This is a genomic window from Janthinobacterium sp. PAMC25594 (assembly GCF_019443505.1).
GTDB lineage: Bacteria > Pseudomonadota > Gammaproteobacteria > Burkholderiales > Burkholderiaceae_D > Janthinobacterium.
On sequence record NZ_CP080377.1, the window covers coordinates 5759896 to 5779403 of the forward strand.

Annotated in this window: 18 protein-coding genes; 17 read left to right on the plus strand and 1 reads right to left on the minus strand. The window is 61.4% G+C overall.

Going from position 1 to position 19508, the window contains the following annotated elements; genetic code table 11:
• Position 1 precedes the first annotated feature (1 nt).
• From KY494_RS25765 to gltA, 7 genes are all read left to right on the plus strand, one after another.
• Positions 2-886 (plus strand): GntR family transcriptional regulator, encoded by an 885-nt coding sequence (locus KY494_RS25765; RefSeq protein ID WP_219888681.1) that lies wholly within the window; start codon positions 2-4, stop codon positions 884-886.
• A 306-nt stretch (positions 887-1192) separates the two neighbouring features.
• Entirely contained in the window at positions 1193-1615 is a 423-nt protein-coding gene (gene sdhC / locus KY494_RS25770) for a succinate dehydrogenase, cytochrome b556 subunit (RefSeq protein WP_219133727.1), read from the plus strand.
• Positions 1615-1980, plus strand: coding sequence for a succinate dehydrogenase, hydrophobic membrane anchor protein (gene sdhD, locus KY494_RS25775; RefSeq protein ID WP_034752078.1), 366 nt, complete (start codon positions 1615-1617; stop codon positions 1978-1980). The genes sdhC and sdhD overlap by 1 nt, the downstream gene beginning before the upstream one ends.
• A 2-nt stretch (positions 1981-1982) precedes the next feature.
• Positions 1983-3764, plus strand: coding sequence for a succinate dehydrogenase flavoprotein subunit (gene sdhA, locus KY494_RS25780; protein ID WP_219888682.1), 1782 nt, complete (start codon positions 1983-1985; stop codon positions 3762-3764).
• A gap of 9 nt (positions 3765-3773) precedes the next feature.
• The gene (locus KY494_RS25785) at positions 3774-4484 is read left to right on the plus strand and encodes a succinate dehydrogenase iron-sulfur subunit (RefSeq protein WP_034752075.1); all 711 of its coding nucleotides are present in this window, start codon (positions 3774-3776) and stop codon (positions 4482-4484) included.
• A gap of 100 nt (positions 4485-4584) precedes the next feature.
• Entirely contained in the window at positions 4585-4866 is a 282-nt protein-coding gene (locus KY494_RS25790; RefSeq protein WP_034752073.1) for a succinate dehydrogenase assembly factor 2, read from the plus strand.
• A gap of 122 nt (positions 4867-4988) precedes the next feature.
• Complete coding sequence (gltA, locus tag KY494_RS25795; protein ID WP_035820759.1) at positions 4989-6290, plus strand: citrate synthase; 1302 nt, start codon at positions 4989-4991, stop codon at positions 6288-6290.
• Between the two features lie 69 nt (positions 6291-6359).
• On the opposite strand, the gene KY494_RS25800 is transcribed toward gltA, so the two are convergent.
• A complete protein-coding gene (locus KY494_RS25800) occupies positions 6360-6815 on the minus strand; it encodes a hypothetical protein (protein WP_219888683.1) in 456 nt (151 codons plus the stop codon).
• Positions 6816-6932: 117 nt separating this feature from the next.
• Here KY494_RS25800 and KY494_RS25805 point away from each other — a divergent pair, with 117 nt between their 5' ends.
• The 10 genes from KY494_RS25805 (at position 6933) to KY494_RS25850 (ending at position 19504) form a co-directional block, all read left to right on the plus strand.
• Positions 6933-7907, plus strand: coding sequence for a LysR family transcriptional regulator (locus KY494_RS25805; protein ID WP_219888684.1), 975 nt, complete (start codon positions 6933-6935; stop codon positions 7905-7907).
• Positions 7908-8163: 256 nt separating this feature from the next.
• Positions 8164-11016, plus strand: a complete 2853-nt coding sequence (locus KY494_RS25810; protein ID WP_219133723.1) for a 2-oxoglutarate dehydrogenase E1 component — start codon at positions 8164-8166, stop codon at positions 11014-11016.
• A 117-nt stretch (positions 11017-11133) separates the two neighbouring features.
• A complete protein-coding gene (gene odhB / locus KY494_RS25815; RefSeq protein ID WP_219133722.1) occupies positions 11134-12390 on the plus strand; it encodes a 2-oxoglutarate dehydrogenase complex dihydrolipoyllysine-residue succinyltransferase in 1257 nt (418 codons plus the stop codon).
• A 94-nt stretch (positions 12391-12484) separates the two neighbouring features.
• Positions 12485-12865: a PspC domain-containing protein gene (locus KY494_RS25820; RefSeq protein ID WP_219133721.1), complete on the plus strand. Its 381-nt coding sequence runs from the start codon at positions 12485-12487 to the stop codon at positions 12863-12865.
• Positions 12855-14285, plus strand: coding sequence for a dihydrolipoyl dehydrogenase (gene lpdA / locus KY494_RS25825; RefSeq protein ID WP_219888685.1), 1431 nt, complete (start codon positions 12855-12857; stop codon positions 14283-14285). The genes KY494_RS25820 and lpdA overlap by 11 nt, the downstream gene beginning before the upstream one ends.
• 70 nt (positions 14286-14355) lie before the next feature.
• Entirely contained in the window at positions 14356-15453 is a 1098-nt protein-coding gene (gene zapE, locus KY494_RS25830; protein WP_219133719.1) for a cell division protein ZapE, read from the plus strand.
• Between the two features lie 16 nt (positions 15454-15469).
• Positions 15470-16192 carry a hypothetical protein gene (locus KY494_RS25835; RefSeq protein WP_219888686.1) on the plus strand — a complete coding sequence of 241 codons (723 nt, stop codon included), beginning with the start codon at positions 15470-15472 and terminating at the stop codon, positions 16190-16192.
• A 149-nt stretch (positions 16193-16341) separates the two neighbouring features.
• Positions 16342-16542, plus strand: coding sequence for a YdcH family protein (locus KY494_RS25840; RefSeq protein ID WP_071076266.1), 201 nt, complete (start codon positions 16342-16344; stop codon positions 16540-16542).
• Between the two features lie 43 nt (positions 16543-16585).
• Positions 16586-18628 (plus strand): ATP-dependent DNA helicase, encoded by a 2043-nt coding sequence (locus tag KY494_RS25845; protein WP_375143409.1) that lies wholly within the window; start codon positions 16586-16588, stop codon positions 18626-18628.
• Positions 18629-18898: 270 nt separating this feature from the next.
• Complete coding sequence (locus KY494_RS25850) at positions 18899-19504, plus strand: toll/interleukin-1 receptor domain-containing protein (protein WP_219891746.1); 606 nt, start codon at positions 18899-18901, stop codon at positions 19502-19504.
• The last annotated feature ends 4 nt before the right edge of the window (positions 19505-19508 follow it).

Consider the following 19508-nt stretch of genomic DNA (forward strand, 5'->3'; position numbering starts at 1 on the left):
TATGAATTCCGCCTCGTCCAATCTGACCAATAATGCCACTGCTGCAAGCGGGGCGGTCAGTCCGACCGCGGGCAGCCCGGCCACGCCCGCCGCCGCAGCGGCCAGCACGCCCGTCACCGTGGTGGCCAGCGTCAATACCACTACGCCGGCCATGCCCGTCGCCAGCGCTTCGCCCACCTTCAGTCCCCTGTACCAGCAGATCAAGGCGCTCATCACGCAGAGCCTGCAATCGGGCGAGTGGAAGCCGGGCGAGCTCATTCCCAGCGAAGTCGAGCTGGCAGGGCGCTTCAAGGTCAGTCAGGGCACGGTGCGCAAGGCCATCGACGAACTGGCCGCCGAGAACCTCGTCATGCGCCGCCAGGGCAAGGGCACCTTCGTTTCCACCCACCATGAGGCGCGCGCGCATTTCCGTTTCCTGCGCCTGGTGCCGGACGAAGGCGTGCCGCATTATCCCGAAAGTAAATTTATCGAAGTCAAGCGCGTGCGCGCGCCGGCCGACGTGGCGCGCCTGATGGACCTGAAGTCCGGCGACGCCGTCATCTTCATCAAGCGCGTGCAGTATTTCGACGGCGTGCCGACCATCGTCGAGGAGCTGTGGCTGCCCGGCCTGATCTTCAAGGGCCTGACGGCCGAGCGCCTGGTGGAATACAAGGGCCCCATGTACGGCCTGTTCGAAACGGAATTTGGCACGCGCATGATCCGCGCGTCCGAACAGATCCGCGCCGTGTGCGCCGACGCGGGCGCCGCGCAATTGTTAAATATTGACCTCGGCACGCCCTTGCTCAGTTCCGAGCGCGTGTCGTTTACCTACGGCGACAAGCCGGTCGAACTGCGCCGGGGCTTGTATCTGACCAGTCGCCATCATTATCAGAATGAACTCAGCTGAAGCGGCGGGGCGCCTGCGGGTGCCCGGACAAGCAGCAAGGCTGAAGTGCATCGCTTGCAAGATGCCTGTCGCAAGGCGGGCAGCGGAGACAGCAGAAAGCGCAGCTAAAGCATGGCCCGCTCCGGCGGGCCGTGCTTTGCCGGCGATTCTGTAATTAAATTACGTGAACTACGGAAAGTAGCGCGATATTTTGTAGTAAAAAACCATTTTGGTTATATGCAACAATAGATATTGGTGTGGGTTGCGAAAATCGGCGAAAATCGCGGCTTCGCTTCAATATTTAGTTATCAAGGGGAGGTTTTTGTTATGTCTGAAGCCGTAAGAGAAGTACCAAAAAAAGAACGGCCGGAATTCCGTAACATTCATGTTACCGAATTGTCGAACTACCGCATGGCCGTCGGCGCCATCGTCTCGATCCTGCATCGCATCAGCGGTTTCATCATGTTCGCCCTGCTGCCCTGCATCCTGTACATGCTGGAACAGAGCTTGCGTTCCGAAATGTCCTACGCTTACTTCCAGGGCATCGCCTCGCACTGGTTCGTCAAGCTGATCACCCTGGCTCTGGTCTGGGCCTTCCTGCACCACTTCTGCGCCGGCATCCGTCACCTGTTCATGGATGTGCACGTTGCCATCGAAAAAGATTCGGCCCGCAAGACCGCGACGTCCGTACTGGTCGTGAGCGTGGTGTTGACGGTATTGGTCGCTTTGAAACTGTTTGGAGTATTTTAATGGCAGACAATAACATCGGACCGAAACGCCTCGTCGTCGGTGCCCATTACGGCTTGCGCGACTGGCTGGCGCAACGCGTCACCGCCATCGTCATGGTGGCTTATGTGGCCATCCTGCTGATTTCTTTCTTGACTGGCAGCAACTTCAGCTATGAAGGCTGGGCTGGTCTGTTCGCACAGCAGTGGTTTAAATTGTTCAGCTTGGTGACTTTCGTCGCCCTGTTCTACCACGCATGGGTCGGCGTACGCGACATCTGGATGGACTACGTGAAAAGCGCTGGCCTCCGTCTGACCCTGCAAATTGCCACCATGCTGTGGTTGATCGCTTGTGCCGGCTGGACGGTACAGATACTCTGGAGTGTGTAATCGTGGCAGCATATAAATCTGCAATCCCTACCCGCCGCTTTGACGCGGTCATCGTTGGCGCCGGCGGTTCCGGCATGCGCGCGTCGTTGCAACTGGCTGAAGCCGGTCTGAACGTCGCTGTTTTGTCGAAAGTTTTCCCGACCCGCTCGCACACCGTGGCGGCGCAGGGCGGTATCGGCGCGTCGCTCGGCAACATGGCCGAAGACAACTGGTTCTGGCACATGTTCGACACCGTCAAGGGTGGCGACTATCTGGGCGACCAGGATGCCATCGAATTCATGTGCCGTGAAGCACCGAAGGTCGTGTACGAGCTGGAACACTTCGGCATGCCATTCGACCGCAACCCTGACGGCACCATTTATCAGCGTCCCTTCGGCGGCCACACGGCCCACTTCGGCGAAAAGCCGGTGCAGCGCGCTTGCGCGGCAGCCGACCGTACCGGTCACGCCCTGTTGCACACGCTGTACCAGCGCAACGTGCGCGCCCGTACGCACTTCTTCGTCGAATGGATGGCCATCGACCTGATCCGTGACGCCGAAGGCGACGTGATCGGTGTCGTCGCGCTGGAAATGGAAACCGGCGAATGCATGATCCTGGAAGCAAAGACGACGGTCATGGCAACGGGCGGCGCAGGCCGCATCTTCGCCGCCTCGACGAATGCCTTCATCAACACGGGCGACGGCATGGGCATGGCGGCACGCGCCGGTCTGCCGCTGCAGGACATGGAATTCTGGCAGTTCCACCCGACCGGCGTGGCCGGCGCGGGCGTCTTGATCACCGAAGGCGTGCGCGGCGAAGGCGGCATCCTGATCAATAGCGAAGGCGAACGCTTCATGGAGCGCTATGCGCCGACCTTGAAGGATCTGGCGCCGCGCGACTTCGTCTCGCGTTCGATGGACCAGGAAATCAAGGAAGGCCGTGGCTGCGGTCCGAACAAGGACCACGTGATGCTGGACCTGCGCCATATCGGCGCCGACACCATCGCCAAGCGCCTGCCGTCGATCCTGGAAATCGGCCACAAGTTCGCCAACGTCGACGCCACCAAGGAACCGATTCCTGTCGTGCCGACGATTCACTACCAGATGGGCGGTATTCCGACGAACATCCACGGCCAGGTCGTCACCCCGACCGGTCCGGATAATTCGGCGAAGATCGTCAATGGCCTGTACGCGATCGGCGAATGCGCCTGCGTGTCCGTGCACGGCGCCAACCGCCTGGGCACGAACTCGCTGCTCGACCTGGTGGTCTTCGGCCGCGCGGCCGGCAACCACATCGTCAACAGCGGCCTGAAAGCCAAGGAAAACAAGCCTTTGCCAGCCGACGCCGCCGAATTTGCCATGGGCCGCCTGGCGCGCCTGGAAAATTCGACCGGTTCGGAAACCGTGCAGGGCGTGGCGAACGACATCCGCGCAACGATGCAGAAGTACTGCGGCGTGTTCCGTACCGACGAGATGCTGAACAAGGGCGTCGAAGAAATCATGAAGCTCGACGAGCGCCGCAAGCACGTCTCCTTCAAGGATAAATCGATGGTCTTCAACACGGCCCGCGTGGAAGCGCTGGAACTGGACAACCTGATCGAAACGGCGAAAGCGACCATCGTTTCGGCAGCCGCCCGCAAGGAATCGCGCGGCGCCCACGCCCAGGACGACTATCCGCAACGTGACGACGACAACTGGATGAAGCACACTCTGTGGTATTCGGAAGGCAACCGACTGGCATACAAGCCAGTCGTGACCAAGCCGCTGACGGTTGATACCTTCAAACCGAAACCACGTACTTTCTAAGGCTATACCATGGCACGCACTCTTAAATTCAAAATTTACCGCTACGATCCTGACCAGGATGCCAAGCCGTACATGCAAGACCTGACGGTCGAACTGAAAGACACCGACAAGATGCTGCTCGATGCATTGCAGCGCATCAAGGCGGACGTCGATGACTCGCTGGCCCTGCGCCGCTCGTGCCGCGAAGGCGTGTGCGGTTCGGACGCGATGAACATCAACGGCAAGAACGGCTTGGCCTGCACCACCAACCTGAACGAACTGTCGGAGCCTATCGTGCTGCGTCCGTTGCCAGGTTTGCCAGTCATCCGCGACCTGATCGTCGACATGACGCAATTTTTCAAGCAGTACGATTCGATCAAGCCTTTCCTGATCAACGATTCGATCCCGCCTGAAAAAGAGCGCCTGCAGTCGCCGGAACAGCGTGAAGAACTCGATGGCCTGTACGAGTGCATCCTGTGCGCATGCTGCTCCACGTCGTGCCCGTCGTTCTGGTGGAATCCGGACAAATTCGTCGGCCCGGCCGGCCTGCTGCAAGCCTACCGCTTCATCGCCGATTCGCGCGACGAAGCCACCGGCGCGCGTCTGGACAACCTGGAAGACCCGTACCGCCTGTTCCGCTGCCATTCGATCATGAACTGTGTCGACGTCTGCCCGAAAGGCTTGAACCCGAACAAGGCGATCGGCAAGATCAAGGAATTGATGGTCCGCCGCGCGATCTGATTCGTCTGATCGCGTCCGCCGGGCGCCGTTTGCGGGAAGAGGGTATCCTCTCTTGTCTGCAGGCGGCGCCTGCAAAGCAGTACGTAAAGTGGTAAACCAAATGACAGAATCAATTTTGTCCTCGCATCAGGCCGACCCGGCCAACCGCGCCCGCCTGCGCTGGCGTTCACGCCGTGGCTTGCTGGAAAACGACATTATCCTGACCCGTTTTCTCGATGCGTATGAAACCGAATTGACCGATGAAGAAGTTGACGCGCTGACGCGTTTGCTGGATTTATCGGACAATGCATTAATGGATCTGGTACTGGCCCGTAAAGAGCCGGAAGGCGAAGTCGATCTGCCGCATGTGCGCGCACTGCTGCAACGACTGCGCATTGCCTAGACGCCTGGGCGATATATTGCAAACGGTGCGAGTGGCGCGCTGTAGCACTGCCGAATTGCTGTGCGAATTGCAGCCAGAATTTTTGATTTTAATTTCGACTCACTCCCGAGAAGGAAGAGCCCATGAATATCTCTGACACAAAAGCTACCCTGTCGTTCTCCGATGGCAGCCCATCGCTTGAATTTCCAATCTACAAAGGCACGGTTGGCCCGGACGTCATCGACATCCGCAAACTGTACGCCGGTAGCGGCAAGTTCACCTACGACCCAGGCTTTATGTCGACGGCCGCCTGCAACTCGTCGATCACCTACATCGACGGCGACAAGGGCGAGCTGCTGTACCGTGGTTACCCGATCGAACAGTTGGCCGTCAACGCCGACTTCATGGAATCGTGCTACCTGCTGCTGAACGGCGAACTGCCGAACGCGGCGCAGAAAGCCAAGTTCGTCGACACCGTCACCAAGCACACGATGGTGCACGAACAGATGCAATTCTTCTTCCGTGGCTTCCGCCGCGACGCGCATCCGATGTCGGTCCTGGTGGGCACCGTCGGCGCGCTGGCATCGTTCTACCATGATTCGCTGGACATCAACGACCCGCGTCACCGCGAAGTGTCGGCCATCCGCCTGATCGCCAAGATGCCAACCCTGGTCGCCATGACCTACAAGTACTCGGTCGGCCAGCCGTTCGTGTACCCACGCAACGACCTGTCGTACAGCGCCAACTTCATGCACATGATGTTCGCCAATCCGTGCGAAGAGTACAAGGTCAACGACGTGCTGGTGCGCGCCCTGGACCGCATCCTGATCCTGCACGCGGACCACGAGCAAAACGCATCGACATCGACCGTCCGTCTGGCCGGTTCGTCGGGCGCCAATCCGTTCGCCTGTATCGCTGCTGGTATCGCCTGCCTGTGGGGCCCTGCCCACGGTGGCGCCAACGAAGCGGCACTCAACATGCTGAAGGAAATCGGCACCGTCGAGAACATCCCTGCCTTCATCGAGCAAGTCAAGGACAAGAACTCCGGCGTCAAGCTGATGGGCTTTGGCCACCGCGTGTACAAGAACTTCGATCCACGCGCCAAGCTGATGCGTGAAACCTGCTACGAAGTGCTGCAAGAACTGGGTCTGCAAGACGACCCGCTGTTCAAGCTGGCGATGGAACTGGAAAAGATTGCGCTGAACGACGAGTACTTCGTGTCGCGCAAACTGTACCCGAACGTCGACTTCTACTCGGGCATCGTGCAATCGGCGCTGGGCATCCCTGTGTCGCTGTTCACCGGTATCTTCGCTATGGCCCGTACGATCGGCTGGATCGCCCAGTGGAACGAAATGATCGCCGACCCAGAGCAAAAAATCGGCCGTCCGCGCCAGCTGTTCGTCGGTTCGACCACGCGCGAAGTACTGCCACTGGACAAGCGTTAATCCACGGCGGTATCGAGCAAACAAAAAACGGGCTTCGGCCCGTTTTTTTATGCGCGGAAGATGCCCGGATCAGTCGAGCGCCGCCAGCAGCGACTGCAGGCACACGCTGCCGCCTTCGAGCTGCAGGCTGGCGCCCTCATGGATGTGCGGCATGACGATGCGGCGCGGCGCATTGTGCTTGAGGATGCCGCCCCAGTGGGCGACCCTGGCGCCGGCCTGGCGCCGGATTGCCTCGACCGTGGCGCCGCTGGCCAGGATGTCGGCGTGCGGAAAGGCTTGCTGCAGCACGCCCAGGCCGAAATAGGCTTGCGGTTCGGCCGCGCTGATATAGATGGTGGTCAGGCGCTTGCCGCTGGCGGTGATGGTGTGCGCTAACTGCGCCGCATCGTCGCGCAGGAACTGGGCATTGACGAGGATGGCATCGGCCATGCCGCTCAGCAGCAGCGAGGTGGACGGCGCGCGGCCCAGCACGTCCAGGCGGAAGGCGTCAAGGGTGCCGGAGGGGCGGGCGGCGCGTGCCAGCATAGGATTCTTTCGATATTCGATACTCTTGCTGCATATTATCCTTTCGACCAAATGCGACAAATAGGGTAGATTGCAATACTTAGTTGCATGGATCGGATGAATCAAGGGAGTACCCGCATGGATCGCATCACCGCCGCACAAGTATTCGTCGCCATCGCCGAGCGTGGCAGCATGGTGGCCGCCAGCGAGGCGCTCGATATGTCGCGCGCCATGGTGACGCGCTACCTGGCCGAGATGGAGCAGTGGGCGGGGGCGCGCCTGCTGCATCGCACCACGCGCCGGCTGAGCCTGACGGACGCGGGCGAGGCCACGCTGGCGCGCTGCCGGCAGATGCTGGAAGTGGCCGGCGCCATGGCCGTCGCCTCGCCCGGGGAGGTCGACACGCCGCACGGCTTGCTGCGCATTACCTGCTCGCAATCACTGGCGCAGACGGCGCTCGCTGGCGCAGTGACCGCTTACCTGCGGCGCTACCCGCGCGCCGCCGTCGACCTGCAGATGGAGAACCGCGCCGTCAACCTGGTGGAGCAGCGCATCGACCTGGCGATCCGCATCACGAACGCGCTCGAACCGAACCTGATCGCGCGCCAGCTGGCCAGTTGCGCCTCGGTGGTGTGCGCCGCACCATCGTATCTGGCGGCGCACGGCACGCCGCGCCGGGCGCAAGACCTGGCCCTGCATAACTGCCTGACCTATACGTATTTCGGCAAGAGCCTGTGGCAGTTCACGCACGACGGGGAAGCGCTCACTGTCCCCGTCAGCGGCCGCCTGTCGGCGAATGAGTCGCTGGTGCTGCTGGTGGCGACGGTGGCGGGGGCGGGCATCGCCATGCAGCCGCGCTATTCGGCCGCGCCGCTGATCGCCAGCGGGCAACTGGTGGAGCTGCTGCCCGCTTACGTGCCGCAGGACATGGGCATCTATGGTATCTACACCTCGCGCCAGCACATGTCGCCGCTGCTGCGCACCATGCTCGACTTCCTGGTGGACTGGTTTGCCGGCGATGCCGATTGGCTGGCGGCCATCGCGGCGGCGCCGTTGCCGGGCAGACCAGTCGGGCGCAAGCGGCACGCCAGCGCGGGTGTGAAAGTGCCGTAAGCGCAACAGTAACAGGCTGGCAAGCCCGGTAAAATCAGCACGCAGCTTACATTTGCTTGCCAAATAAAATTCAACTTGTCGTTGTTGCGTTACAATACCGCGTGCTATTCTAAATGACGGTATGCAGAATGCTGGTGCAATAAAAAAGCCCTTCCCCACAACTTGATGTGCAATCCGCTAACCGGTCAGGCCGTGTCGCGGAAGGTTAGATTAACCCGCTAATTCCTCGCGAAACGCGAAGAAAGGTGAGCAATATATGCAGCAATTAACGACCAACTCCTACCTGTTCGGTGGGAATGCTCCGTACGTGGAAGACCTGTACGAGGCGTATCTGAACAACCCAGGCTCGGTACCCGATAACTGGCGCTCCTACTTCGACGCGATGCAGCACGTGCCTGCCGTCGATGGCAGCAACAAGCCTGACGTGGCGCATGCCTCCGTCGTCGCCTCGTTCGCCGAGCGCGCAAAAGCTGGTCCGATCCGCACCGTGACCGCTTCCTTCGATGCTGAAATGGGCCGCAAGCGCGTCGCCGCGACACAGTTGATCGCCGCTTACCGCTACCTCGGTTCGCACTGGGCCAACCTGGATCCGCTGCAACGCCAGGAACGTCCGATGATCCCTGAGCTCGAGCCGAGCTTCTACGGATTCACCGATGCGGACATGGACACCGTGTTCAACATCAGCAATACCTATTTTGGCCCCGAGACCGCCACCCTGCGCGATCTGCTGAACTATCTGCGCGATACCTACACGCGTTCGATCGGCGCCGAATTCATGTACATCTCCGACCCGGCCGAAAAGCGCTGGTTGCAAGAGAAACTGGAATCGATCCGCTCCACCCCGAATTTCACTCCAGAGAAAAAAATCCACATCCTCGACCGCCTGACCGCGGCTGAAGGCCTGGAACGCTATCTGCACACCCGTTACGTGGGCCAGAAGCGCTTCTCCCTGGAAGGCGGCGAAACCTTCATCGCCTCGATGGATGAAACCATCCAGCGCGCCGGCGAAAAAGGCGTGCAGGAAATCGTCATCGGCATGGCCCACCGCGGCCGCCTGAACGTACTGGTGAACACCCTTGGCAAGGCGCCGCAGGAACTGTTCGAAGAATTCGAAGGCAAGCATGGCGACGACCTGCCTGCCGGCGACGTGAAGTACCATCAAGGCTTCTCGTCGGACATCTCCACCGCGGGCGGCCCGGTCCACCTGTCGCTGGCGTTCAACCCGTCGCACCTGGAAATCGTCAACCCTGTGGTCGAAGGTTCCGTCAAGGCCCGCATGGATCGCCGCGGCGACGCGCAGGGCGCGCAAGTGCTGCCTATCCTGGTGCACGGCGATGCCGCTTTCGCCGGCCAGGGCGTGGTCATGGAAACGCTGAATCTGGCGCAAACCCGTGGCTACCATACGGGCGGCACGGTGCATATCGTGATCAACAACCAGATCGGTTTCACCACTTCGGATCCGCGCGATGCGCGCTCGACCCTGTACTGCTCGGACGTCGTCAAGATGATCGAAGCACCGGTCCTGCACATCAACGCCGATGATCCTGAAGCCGTGGTGCTGGCGACGCAAATCGCGCTCGACTACCGCATGGAATTCAAGAAGGACATCGTCCTCGACATCATCTGCTACCGCAAGCTGGGCCACAATGAGCAGGATACGCCGGCACTGACGCAGCCACTGATGTACAAGAAGATCGGCCAGCATCCAGGCACCCGCAAGCTGTACGCGGACAAGCTGGTGGCGCAAGGCGTGATCCCTGCCGATGGCGGCGACAAGATGGTGGCCGCTTTCCGCGACGCCATGGACGCCGGCAAGCATACCGTCGATCCGGTCATCTCGAACTTCAAGAACAAGTACGCCGTCGACTGGCTGCCGTTCCTGAACAAGAAATGGACCGATTCGGCCGACACCGCCGTGCCGATGACGGAGCTGAAACGCCTGGCCACGCGCATCACCACCGTGCCGGAAGACTTCAAGGTCCACTCGCTGGTGGAAAAAGTCCTGGGCGACCGCGCCACCATGGGCCGCGGCGAAATGAACCTGGACTGGGGCATGGGCGAACACCTGGCCTACGCTTCGCTGGTATCGTCCGGCTACGCCATCCGCCTGACGGGCCAGGATGCGGGCCGCGGCACCTTCGTGCACCGCCACGCCGTCTTGCATGACCAGAACCGCGAGCGCTGGGATGCCGGTACCTACATTCCGCTGCAAAACGTGTCGGACAACCAGGCGCCGTTCACCGTCATCGACTCGGTGCTGTCCGAAGAAGCCGTACTGGCCTTCGAATACGGCTACTCGACCGCTGAACCGAACACGCTGACGATCTGGGAAGCCCAGTTCGGCGACTTCGCCAACGGCGCGCAAGTGGTGATCGACCAATTCATCAGCTCCGGCGAAGTGAAGTGGGGCCGCGCTTCGGGCCTGGTCATGATGCTGCCGCACGGTTACGAAGGCCAGGGTCCTGAGCACTCGTCCGCGCGTCCCGAGCGTTTCCTGCAGCTGTGCGCAGACAACAACATGCAAGTGGTGCAGCCGACGACGGCTTCGCAGATCTTCCATTTGCTGCGCCGCCAGATGGTGCGCCAGTTCCGCAAGCCGCTGGTCATCCTGACGCCGAAGTCGCTGTTGCGCAACAAGGATGCCGGTTCGCCGCTGACCGACCTGGCCAAGGGTGGTTTCCAGACCGTGATCGGCGAAGTCGACGACAAAATCGATGCCAAGAAAGTCAAGCGCGTCGTCGCCTGCTCGGGCAAGGTCTACTACGACCTGGTCAACGCACGCAAGACACGCGGCCAGACCGACACGGCCATCGTGCGCCTGGAACAGCTGTATCCGTTCCCGCACAAGTCGTTCGCAGCTGAACTGAAGAAGTTCCCGAACCTGGTCGAAGTGGTATGGGCCCAGGACGAGCCGCAAAACCAGGGCGCCTGGTTCCAGATCCAGCACAACATCTTCGAAGGCCTGGAATCGGGTCAGCGTCTGGCTTACGCCGGCCGTCCTGCTTCGGCGTCGCCTGCTGTCGGTTACTATGACAAGCACTACGCCCAGCAAAAAGATCTGCTGGAAACGGCATTCTCGAAGCTGAAGGGTTTTATCCTGACCAAGTAAGTGGCAGGGTAACGGGCGCCATGTGTATGCATGGCGCCTGTTCGCATACATCGTGACGGAGCGCCGCCCTTGCTACGCAGGGGCGGCGCCGCAATAACAAAATAAACGGAGTTTTACATGGCACAAATCGAAGTCAAAGTTCCCCAGTTGTCGGAATCGGTTGCAGAAGCGACCCTGCTGGCATGGCACAAGAAAGTCGGCGAGCCAGTCGCGCGCGACGAAAACATGATCGATATCGAAACCGATAAAGTGGTGCTGGAACTGCCGGCGCCCGCCGCTGGCGTGATCGTGCAGATCATCAAGGCTGACGGCGCCATTGTCGTCGCCGGCGAAGTCATCGCCATCATCGATACCGATGGCTCGGCCAAGGTCAGCCCGATGGAAGTGTCCGCCGTGCCTGCGCCAGCCCTGGCTGCCGCCGCCCAGGACGCCGCGACCGCATCCGCACCAGCCGCTGCCACCAAAGGCGATGTCGCCATGCCTGCCGCTGCCAAGATCCTGTCCGAAAAAGGTCTGTCCGCTGGCGACGTCGCCGGTTCCGGCAAAGACGGCCGCGTGACCAAGGGCGACGCCCTGGCCGCTTCCGCCAAGCCAGCTGTCGCGCCATTGGCGCCAGCCGCCGCCAAGCCGGCGCTGCAGCAAGTTGCCACGCCATCGGCCGCCAGCCTGGGCGACCGCCCTGAAGAGCGCGTGCCGATGAGCCGCTTGCGCGCACGTATCGCCGAACGCCTGCTGCAATCGCAATCGACGAACGCCATCCTGACCACGTTCAATGAAGTGAACATGCAGCCGGTCATCGACCTGCGCAACAAGTACAAGGACAAGTTCGAGAAAGAGCACGGCGTCAAGCTGGGCTTCATGTCCTTCTTCGTCAAGGCCGCCGTCGCCGCCCTGAAAAAATACCCGATCATCAATGCCTCCGTTGACGGCAACGACATCGTCTACCACGGCTACTTCGACATCGGCATCGCTGTCGGTTCGCCACGCGGCCTGGTCGTGCCTATCATCCGCAATGCGGACCAGCTGTCGATCGCCGACATCGAGAAAAAAATCGGTGAATTCGGCGCGAAAGCCAAGGAAGGCAAGCTGACCCTGGACGACCTGACGGGCGGCACGTTCTCGATCTCGAACGGCGGCACCTTCGGCTCCATGCTGTCGACCCCGATCATCAACCCGCCACAATCGGCCATCCTGGGCGTGCATGCGACCAAGGACCGCGCCGTTGTCGAAAACGGCCAGATCGTGGTGCGTCCGATGAACTACCTGGCCATGTCCTACGACCACCGCATCATCGACGGCCGCGAAGCCGTCCTGGGCCTGGTGGCGATGAAAGAAGCGCTGGAAGATCCCGCACGCCTGTTGCTGGACCTGTAAGCACTGTAGTCCCCCGGCGTCGCCGCCGGGGCAATGTAGCTGATACCCCTTGCCAGAAGACGCAGCTGGCTGATCTCAATGAAAGAGGATTCCCATGAACGTCTCTGAAGAAATCAAGCGTCTGCACGAGTTGCACCTGGCGGGCGCCCTGAGCGACGCGGAATTCGCGCAAGCGAAAGCCAAGCTCCTGAGCAATATCAACCTGGATAAATCGGACAGTCCCTCCGCCTCCGGCCCGTCGAACGCGTCGAACGACCTGGTGCAGGAATTCAACCGCCTGCGCCGTTCGCGCAACGACCGCTGGCTCGGTGGCGTCTGCGGTGGCCTGGGCCGCGCTTCCGGCATGGAAGCGTGGATCTGGCGTCTCGTCTTCGTCCTGTTTACATTGACCTTCGGCTTCGGCGTGGTGATTTACCTTCTATTGTGGATTTTCGTACCAGACGAAGAGATTGGAATAACAAAACATGAGTACTAAACAATTTGACGTAGTTGTCATCGGTGCGGGCCCTGGCGGCTACATCGCCGCCATCCGCGCAGCGCAGCTGGGCTTTTCCGTCGCCTGCGTCGACGAGTGGTCGAACGCCAAGGGCGGCGCCGCTCCTGGCGGTACCTGCACCAACGTCGGCTGCATCCCGTCGAAAGCGCTGCTGCAATCGTCCGAGCATTTCGAACACGCGGGCCACAGCTTCGCCGAGCACGGCATCGACGTCGCCGGCCTGAAGCTGAACCTGGGCCAGATGCTCAAGCGCAAGGACACGGTCGTCAAGCAAAACAACGACGGCATCCTGTACCTGTTCAAGAAGAACAAGATCGCCTTCTTCCACGGCCGCGCCGCTTTCGCCGCCGCCGCCGCTGGCACGTATGAGATCAGCGTGACGGGCGCAGCCAACGAAACCCTGACGGCCAAGCACGTGGTCATCGCCACGGGCTCGAACGCGCGCGAATTGCCGGGCGCACCATTTGACGAGAAACTGATCCTGTCGAACACGGGCGCACTGACCATCGACGCCGTACCCGCCAAGCTGGGCGTCATCGGTGCCGGCGTGATCGGTCTGGAAATGGGCAGCGTCTGGCGCCGCCTGGGTTCCGACGTCACCGTGCTCGAAGGCCTGCCGGTCTTCCTGGGCGCCGTCGACGAGCAGATCGCCAAGGAAGCGTCGAAGCTGTTCATCAAGCAAGGCTTGAAGATCAACCTCGGTTGCAAGATCGGCGCGATCACGCCAGGCAAGAAAGACGTCACCGTGGAATTCGTGGACGCCAAGGGCGAAGCGCAAAAAGCCGTGTTCGACAAACTGATCATCTCGATCGGCCGCACGCCGAACACGAATGGCCTGGGTGCCGACAAGGTCGGCCTGCAGCTGGACGAGCGCGGCTTCATCGCCGTCGATGGCGACTGCAAGACCAATCTGCCGAACGTCTGGGCAGTGGGCGACGTCGTGCGCGGCCCGATGCTGGCGCACAAGGCGGAAGAAGAAGGCGTTGCCGTGGCCGAGCGTATCGCCGGCCAGCATGGCCACACCAACTTCAACACGATTCCGTGGGTGATCTACACCTCGCCGGAAATCGCGTGGGTCGGCAAGACCGAGCAAACCCTGAAGGCGGAAGGCATCGCCTACAAGGCCGGCACCTTCCCGTTCATGGCCAACGGCCGTGCGCGCGCGCTGGGCGATACCTCGGGCATGGTGAAATTCCTGGCCGATGCGACCACCGATGAAATCCTCGGCGTGCACATCGTCGGCCCGATGGCCTCCGAACTGATTTCCGAAGCCGTCGTGGCGATGGAATTCAAGGCTTCGGCGGAAGACATCGCGCGCATCTGCCACGCGCATCCATCCTTGTCGGAAGCGACCAAGGAAGCGGCACTGGCGGTTGACAAGCGCACGTTGAACTTTTAATTGTAGTTAGTCCTACAGGGGCGCTCGCGGATTTTTTCCGCCGGCGCCCTTGTGCGTTAAAGCGAATCCCATGAACGTAGAAGAGTTTTACCAGCACGCGTTGCAGAAGCGTGATTTCAAGGCCGATGCCGCCCAGCGGCGCGCGGTCGACCGCCTGCAGCTGTGCTATGACGAGTGGGTGGCCTACAAGGGCCAGCGTTCGAGCACCTTCAAGCGCCTGCTGAACCGTCCCGCCGTGCCGAAAGGCGTGTACATGTGGGGCGGGGTAGGGCGCGGCAAATCGTTCCTGATGGATAGTTTTTACTCGGTCGTGCCCCTGGTGCGCAAGACGCGATTGCACTTCCACGAATTCATGCGCGGCGTGCACCAGCAGCTCGATGAATTGAAAGGCGTGGCCGACCCGCTCGACGAAGTGGCCAAGCGCATCGCCAAGAAATACCGCCTGATCTGTTTCGATGAATTCCACGTCTCCGACATCGCCGACGCGATGATCCTGTACAACCTGCTGTCGGCCCTGTTCGCCAATGGCGTGTCGTTCATCATGACCTCGAATTACGACCCGGACCTGCTGTATCCGGACGGTCTGCACCGCGACCGCATGCTGCCGACCATCGCGCTGCTCAAGGACAAGCTCGACGTGATGAACGTCGACGCGGGCGTCGATTACCGCGGCCGCGCGCTGGAACAGGTGGAAAGCTACTACACGCCGCTGGGCGCGGACACGGACCGGGCCTTGCGCGACGCCTACACGCGCATCGCCGAGACGGCCGACGAAGACGCGCGCATCCGCATCGAGAGCCGCGAAATCCATTGCCTGCGCCGCGCCGGCGGCATCATCTGGTTCGATTTCGCCACCCTGTGCGGCGGACCCCGCTCGCAAAATGATTACCTGGAAATCGCCAGCCGCTTCCATACGGTGATATTGTCCGGCATACCGGCCATGTCGGCGGCGCAGTCGTCCGAAGCGCGCCGCTTCACCTGGCTGATCGACGTGTTTTATGATCAAAAGGTCAAGCTGATCATGTCGGCCGAAGTGGCGCCCGAGCAGCTGTACACGAACGGCATGCTGGCCAACGAGTTTCACCGTACCGTTTCGCGTATCATCGAGATGCAATCGCGCGAATACATGGAAAAAGAACAGCGCGGCGCGGCCGACGCGATCGTTTGAGGCAGGGATAATGAAGATGATGGCAAATACACTATACAAGCTGGGCGCCGCGCTGGGCCTGGTCCTGGCGTTGTCCGCCTGCGCGCACCAGGGGGCCGCGGCATTGGATGAGGTTGGCGCACCGCAGGTGCCCGCCACCTTGTCGGTGGAGGAAGCGGACGCCAAGCTGAAGCAGTCAGCCAGCGAGCGCGAGGCGGCGGAAAATGAGTTTGCCGCGCGGGAACTGGAGTGCTACGACAGGTTTTTCGTGAATAACTGCCTCGACAAGGCCAAGGAAAAGCGCCGCCTGATCCTCGTGCGCCTGCGCGCCGTCGACGCGGAAGCGAATTACTTCAAGCGGGCCGAATCCGTGCGCCTGCGCGACATCGACCTGGCCAGGACGCAGGAAGATGCGCGCCTGGACGCCGAGCAGCGGGCTGCGGCCATGCCCAAGCCTGTGAAGGTCGTCGCGCCCGAGCCGGCGCCGCCCAAGCCGGAAGGCAAGAGCGTTGCCGAGCGCGAAGCTGCGCAAGCGGCGAAGGTGGCGAAACAGGCCGCCGCCGATGCCGCCGACGCGCCGCGCCGCGCGGCCCGCGAGGCAGACTATGCGCGCAAGCAGGCTGACGCCGTGGCGCGCCAGAAAAGAGTGGCGCAACGCCTGGCCGAGCGCCAGGCCGAAGCGCAGGCCAAGGCTGCCAAGGCGGCCGCGGATGCTGCCAGCACGCCGGCCGTTGTTGTGCCTGTACCTCCTGCCAAATAAGAAAGAGCTGCGCGCGTGGGGCATGCCGGAAATGGCGTGCCCTAACGCGCGCGGCGGGTTAAACTATGCACTTGCCGGTGATGCCGGCATCAATGGCTGCCTGCGTACCTTGCGCGCGCCTGTTACCAACACTGCCTGGAACGCAACACATGAGCGATGCACAGCATATACAGCGGCGCCTGATTGAACTCAACGTGGAGCACCGTGACCTCGATGCCGTCATCGAGTTGCTGATACTCGATGGTCACCATGACGAGCTGCAGCTGCGCCGCCTGAAAAAGCGCAAATTGCAATTGAAGGATCACATCACCTTGCTGAAAATGCAGTTGGTGCCCGACGTTCCCGCCTGAGGGGCGCCAGTAGCGTCCAGTCCAGCCTTCACCTAAGTATATTTTGACCGATCACAATTTATTGCCCGTAAACCCAGAAGGCCAGCCTGCCGATCTGCCAGCCGAACCGCAGGCGGCGCCTGGCAAGCACGATGCCGACATCGAGCGCCTGTTCGGTGCCGGTGGCCCGCTCGGTCCCGCCGTGGGCAGCTACAAGCCGCGCCGTTCGCAAACGGAAATGGCCAAGGCCATCGCCCACGCCATCGACAGCCAGACCACGCTGATCGCCGAGGCGGGCACGGGCACAGGTAAAACCTTTGCCTATCTGGTGCCGGCCCTGATGTGGGGCGGCAAGACCATTGTTTCCACCGGCACGAAGAACTTGCAGGATCAATTGTTCCTGCGCGATATCCCCACCGTGCGCGCCGCGCTGCAGGCACCCGTCTCGGTGGCCCTGCTGAAGGGCCGCTCGAACTACGTCTGCCACTATCACCTGGAACGCACCCTGCAGAACGGGCGCATGACCTCGCGCGACGACGTGGGGCATTTGCGCGAAATCTCGCGCTTCATCAAGATGACCAGCTCCGGCGACAAGGCGGAACTGGCCAAGGTGCCGGAAAACGCCATGATCTGGAACCTGGTGACGTCCACGCGCGACACCTGCATGGGCGCCGAGTGCCAGTATTACCAGGATTGTTTTGTGATGAAGGCCCGCAAGGAAGCCCAGCAGGCCGATGTGGTGGTGGTCAACCACCATCTGTTCTTTGCCGACGTGGCCCTGAAGGACACGGGCGTGGCGGAATTGCTGCCTTCGGCCAATACCATCATCTTCGATGAGGCGCACCAGCTGCCCGACACGGCCACTTTGTTCTTCGGTAACACGGTGTCGACCTCGCAAATCCTGGAACTGTGCCGCGACGTGCTGGCCGAGGGCCTGGCGCACGCGCGCGGCATCGACTGGGCCAAGACGGTGACGGTGGTGGAAAAGGCGGCGCGCGACCTGCGCCTGACGTTCTCGCAGGATATCGTGCGCCTGTCCCTGCCGCAAATCGCCCCGTCGAGCGACTTCTTTCCCGCGCTCGACACGCTCAAAGATGAGCTCGACGGCATGGTGGCCGTGTTGGAAACCCAGGCGGAACGGGCGGAAACGCTGGAACAGTGCCGCGTGCGCGGCGTCGAACTGGCGCAGCAGCTGAGCGGCTGGAAGTTCGATCCGAAGGCGAAAGTGGCGGCCGGCGAAGAAGCCGTGTTCTGGGTGGAGGCGTTTTCCAGCTCCTTGCAGTTGCATAAAACACCGTTGTCGATCGCGCCGATCTTCAACAACCAGCGCGAAGGCACGCCGCGCAGCTGGATTTTCACGTCCGCCACCCTGGCCGTGAAGAACGATTTCAAGCATTTTTCGGAACAGATGGGCTTGACGGGCGAACCGTCGCATACGTGGCCGAGCCCCTTCGACTATGGCCAGCAGGGCTTGCTGTTCGTGCCGCAAAACCTGCCGCAACCGAACTCGCTGGGCTACACGGACGCCGTCATCGACTGCGCCTTGCCCATCATCGAGGCGGCGGGCGGGCGCACCTTTTTCCTGTGTACCACCTTGCGGGCCGTCAAACGCGCGGCCGAGCGCCTGACCGACGAATTCAAGCAGCGCGGCCTGAACTTCCCCCTGTTCGTGCAGGGCGACAAGGGCCGCACGGAATTGCTGGACCAGTTCCGCGCCGCCGGGAATGGCGTGCTGATCGGCAGCCAAAGCTTCTGGGAAGGCGTCGACGTGCGCGGCGATGCGCTCTCTCTGGTGATCATCGACAAGCTGCCGTTCGCGCCGCCCGACGACCCGGTCCTGGCGGCGCGCATCGAAGTGATGGAAAAGCAGGGCAAGAACGGTTTCATGCACCATTCGCTGCCGGAAGCCATCATCAACCTGAAGCAGGGCGCAGGCCGCCTGATCCGTGACGAGGGCGACCGCGGCGTGCTGATGATCTGTGATCCGCGCCTCATTTCCAAGCCGTACGGCAAGCGCATCTGGCAAAGCCTGCCACCGTTCAAGCGCACGCGCGACACAAACGAAGTGGTGGAGTTCTTCCGCAACCTGCCCGCCAAGGGCGCTTAAGTCTTCGTTGCCGGCGCCAGTTGCGCGCCGGCATATTTCCCTTTGTTATCAAGCCCCTGGCGTTTTTGCGCCGTGTTTGCCTGCGCGCCAGTCATGCCAGAAATGGGCGTGATCGCGCCAGTTTCTGGCTTTTTCCGCCATGTCCAGGACGCCGGACACATCTTTGCGCCAGCGCAAACAGGCTTGTTGCCGGGCGGTCTACAGTGAGCTCATGCCTTGCAGGATGAAGGCGCGGCGATGGCAGCGCCGCACGGGGAACAGGGGGATGCCATGGAGATCCGCTACGGCTGTTTCTTGAGCTATGCACACTGCCAATATGCGTTCATGAACAAGTTCAAGAATGATCTCATCGAGGCGCTGGCTTGCTATCTGGAACCGCACCTCGACCGTGAAGAAGTGCTGTTCATCGACAGCGAGCAACTGGGCGGCGGCGACGATATCGACCTGCGCGTGGCGCGCGCCATGTGCCAGAGCGTCTGCATGATCGTGCTGTACACGCCCAAATATGAAGCGCACGGCTATACGCGGCGTGAATTTGCTGCCATGCAACTAATCGAACAGGAGCGGCGCGCCTGGTATGAGCTGCCCAGCCACCTGATCATCCCCATCATCATGACGCGCCATCCGGACGGCTTGCCACCGCAAATCACGGAGTCGGGGCTGTACGTCGATTTCTCCGGCTATACGCTGGCCAGCGGCGACCTGAAGTCGAATCCGCAATACTTGCCCGACATCGACCGCATCGTGCAGCGCATCGCCAAGCATTACCACTTGCTCAAGCGGTCAACGCCGCCCGGCCACGATTGCAGCCGTTTCGTGTTGCCCGATATTCCACCGGAATGGCGCGCCATTCCGCCTCCCCACTTTCCGCGTTAATCAC

Excerpts from the sequence above, each read along its gene's own strand:
- sdhD (WP_034752078.1), top strand. The coding sequence starts at position 1,615 with ATGGCAGACAATAACATCGGACCGAAACGCCTCGTCGTCGGTGCCCAT.
- KY494_RS25850 (WP_219891746.1), top strand. The coding sequence starts at position 18,899 with ATGGAGATCCGCTACGGCTGTTTCTTGAGCTATGCACACTGCCAATAT.
- KY494_RS25800 (WP_219888683.1), bottom strand. The coding sequence starts at position 6,815 with ATGCTGGCACGCGCCGCCCGCCCCTCCGGCACCCTTGACGCCTTCCGC.
- KY494_RS25810 (WP_219133723.1), top strand. The coding sequence starts at position 8,164 with ATGCAGCAATTAACGACCAACTCCTACCTGTTCGGTGGGAATGCTCCG.
- KY494_RS25805 (WP_219888684.1), top strand. The coding sequence starts at position 6,933 with ATGGATCGCATCACCGCCGCACAAGTATTCGTCGCCATCGCCGAGCGT.
- gltA (WP_035820759.1), top strand. The coding sequence starts at position 4,989 with ATGAATATCTCTGACACAAAAGCTACCCTGTCGTTCTCCGATGGCAGC.
- odhB (WP_219133722.1), top strand. The coding sequence starts at position 11,134 with ATGGCACAAATCGAAGTCAAAGTTCCCCAGTTGTCGGAATCGGTTGCA.
- zapE (WP_219133719.1), top strand. The coding sequence starts at position 14,356 with ATGAACGTAGAAGAGTTTTACCAGCACGCGTTGCAGAAGCGTGATTTC.
- sdhC (WP_219133727.1), top strand. The coding sequence starts at position 1,193 with ATGTCTGAAGCCGTAAGAGAAGTACCAAAAAAAGAACGGCCGGAATTC.
- lpdA (WP_219888685.1), top strand. The coding sequence starts at position 12,855 with ATGAGTACTAAACAATTTGACGTAGTTGTCATCGGTGCGGGCCCTGGC.
- KY494_RS25765 (WP_219888681.1), top strand. The coding sequence starts at position 2 with ATGAATTCCGCCTCGTCCAATCTGACCAATAATGCCACTGCTGCAAGC.
- KY494_RS25820 (WP_219133721.1), top strand. The coding sequence starts at position 12,485 with ATGAACGTCTCTGAAGAAATCAAGCGTCTGCACGAGTTGCACCTGGCG.
- KY494_RS25790 (WP_034752073.1), top strand. The coding sequence starts at position 4,585 with ATGACAGAATCAATTTTGTCCTCGCATCAGGCCGACCCGGCCAACCGC.
- KY494_RS25835 (WP_219888686.1), top strand. The coding sequence starts at position 15,470 with ATGATGGCAAATACACTATACAAGCTGGGCGCCGCGCTGGGCCTGGTC.
- KY494_RS25840 (WP_071076266.1), top strand. The coding sequence starts at position 16,342 with ATGAGCGATGCACAGCATATACAGCGGCGCCTGATTGAACTCAACGTG.
- KY494_RS25785 (WP_034752075.1), top strand. The coding sequence starts at position 3,774 with ATGGCACGCACTCTTAAATTCAAAATTTACCGCTACGATCCTGACCAG.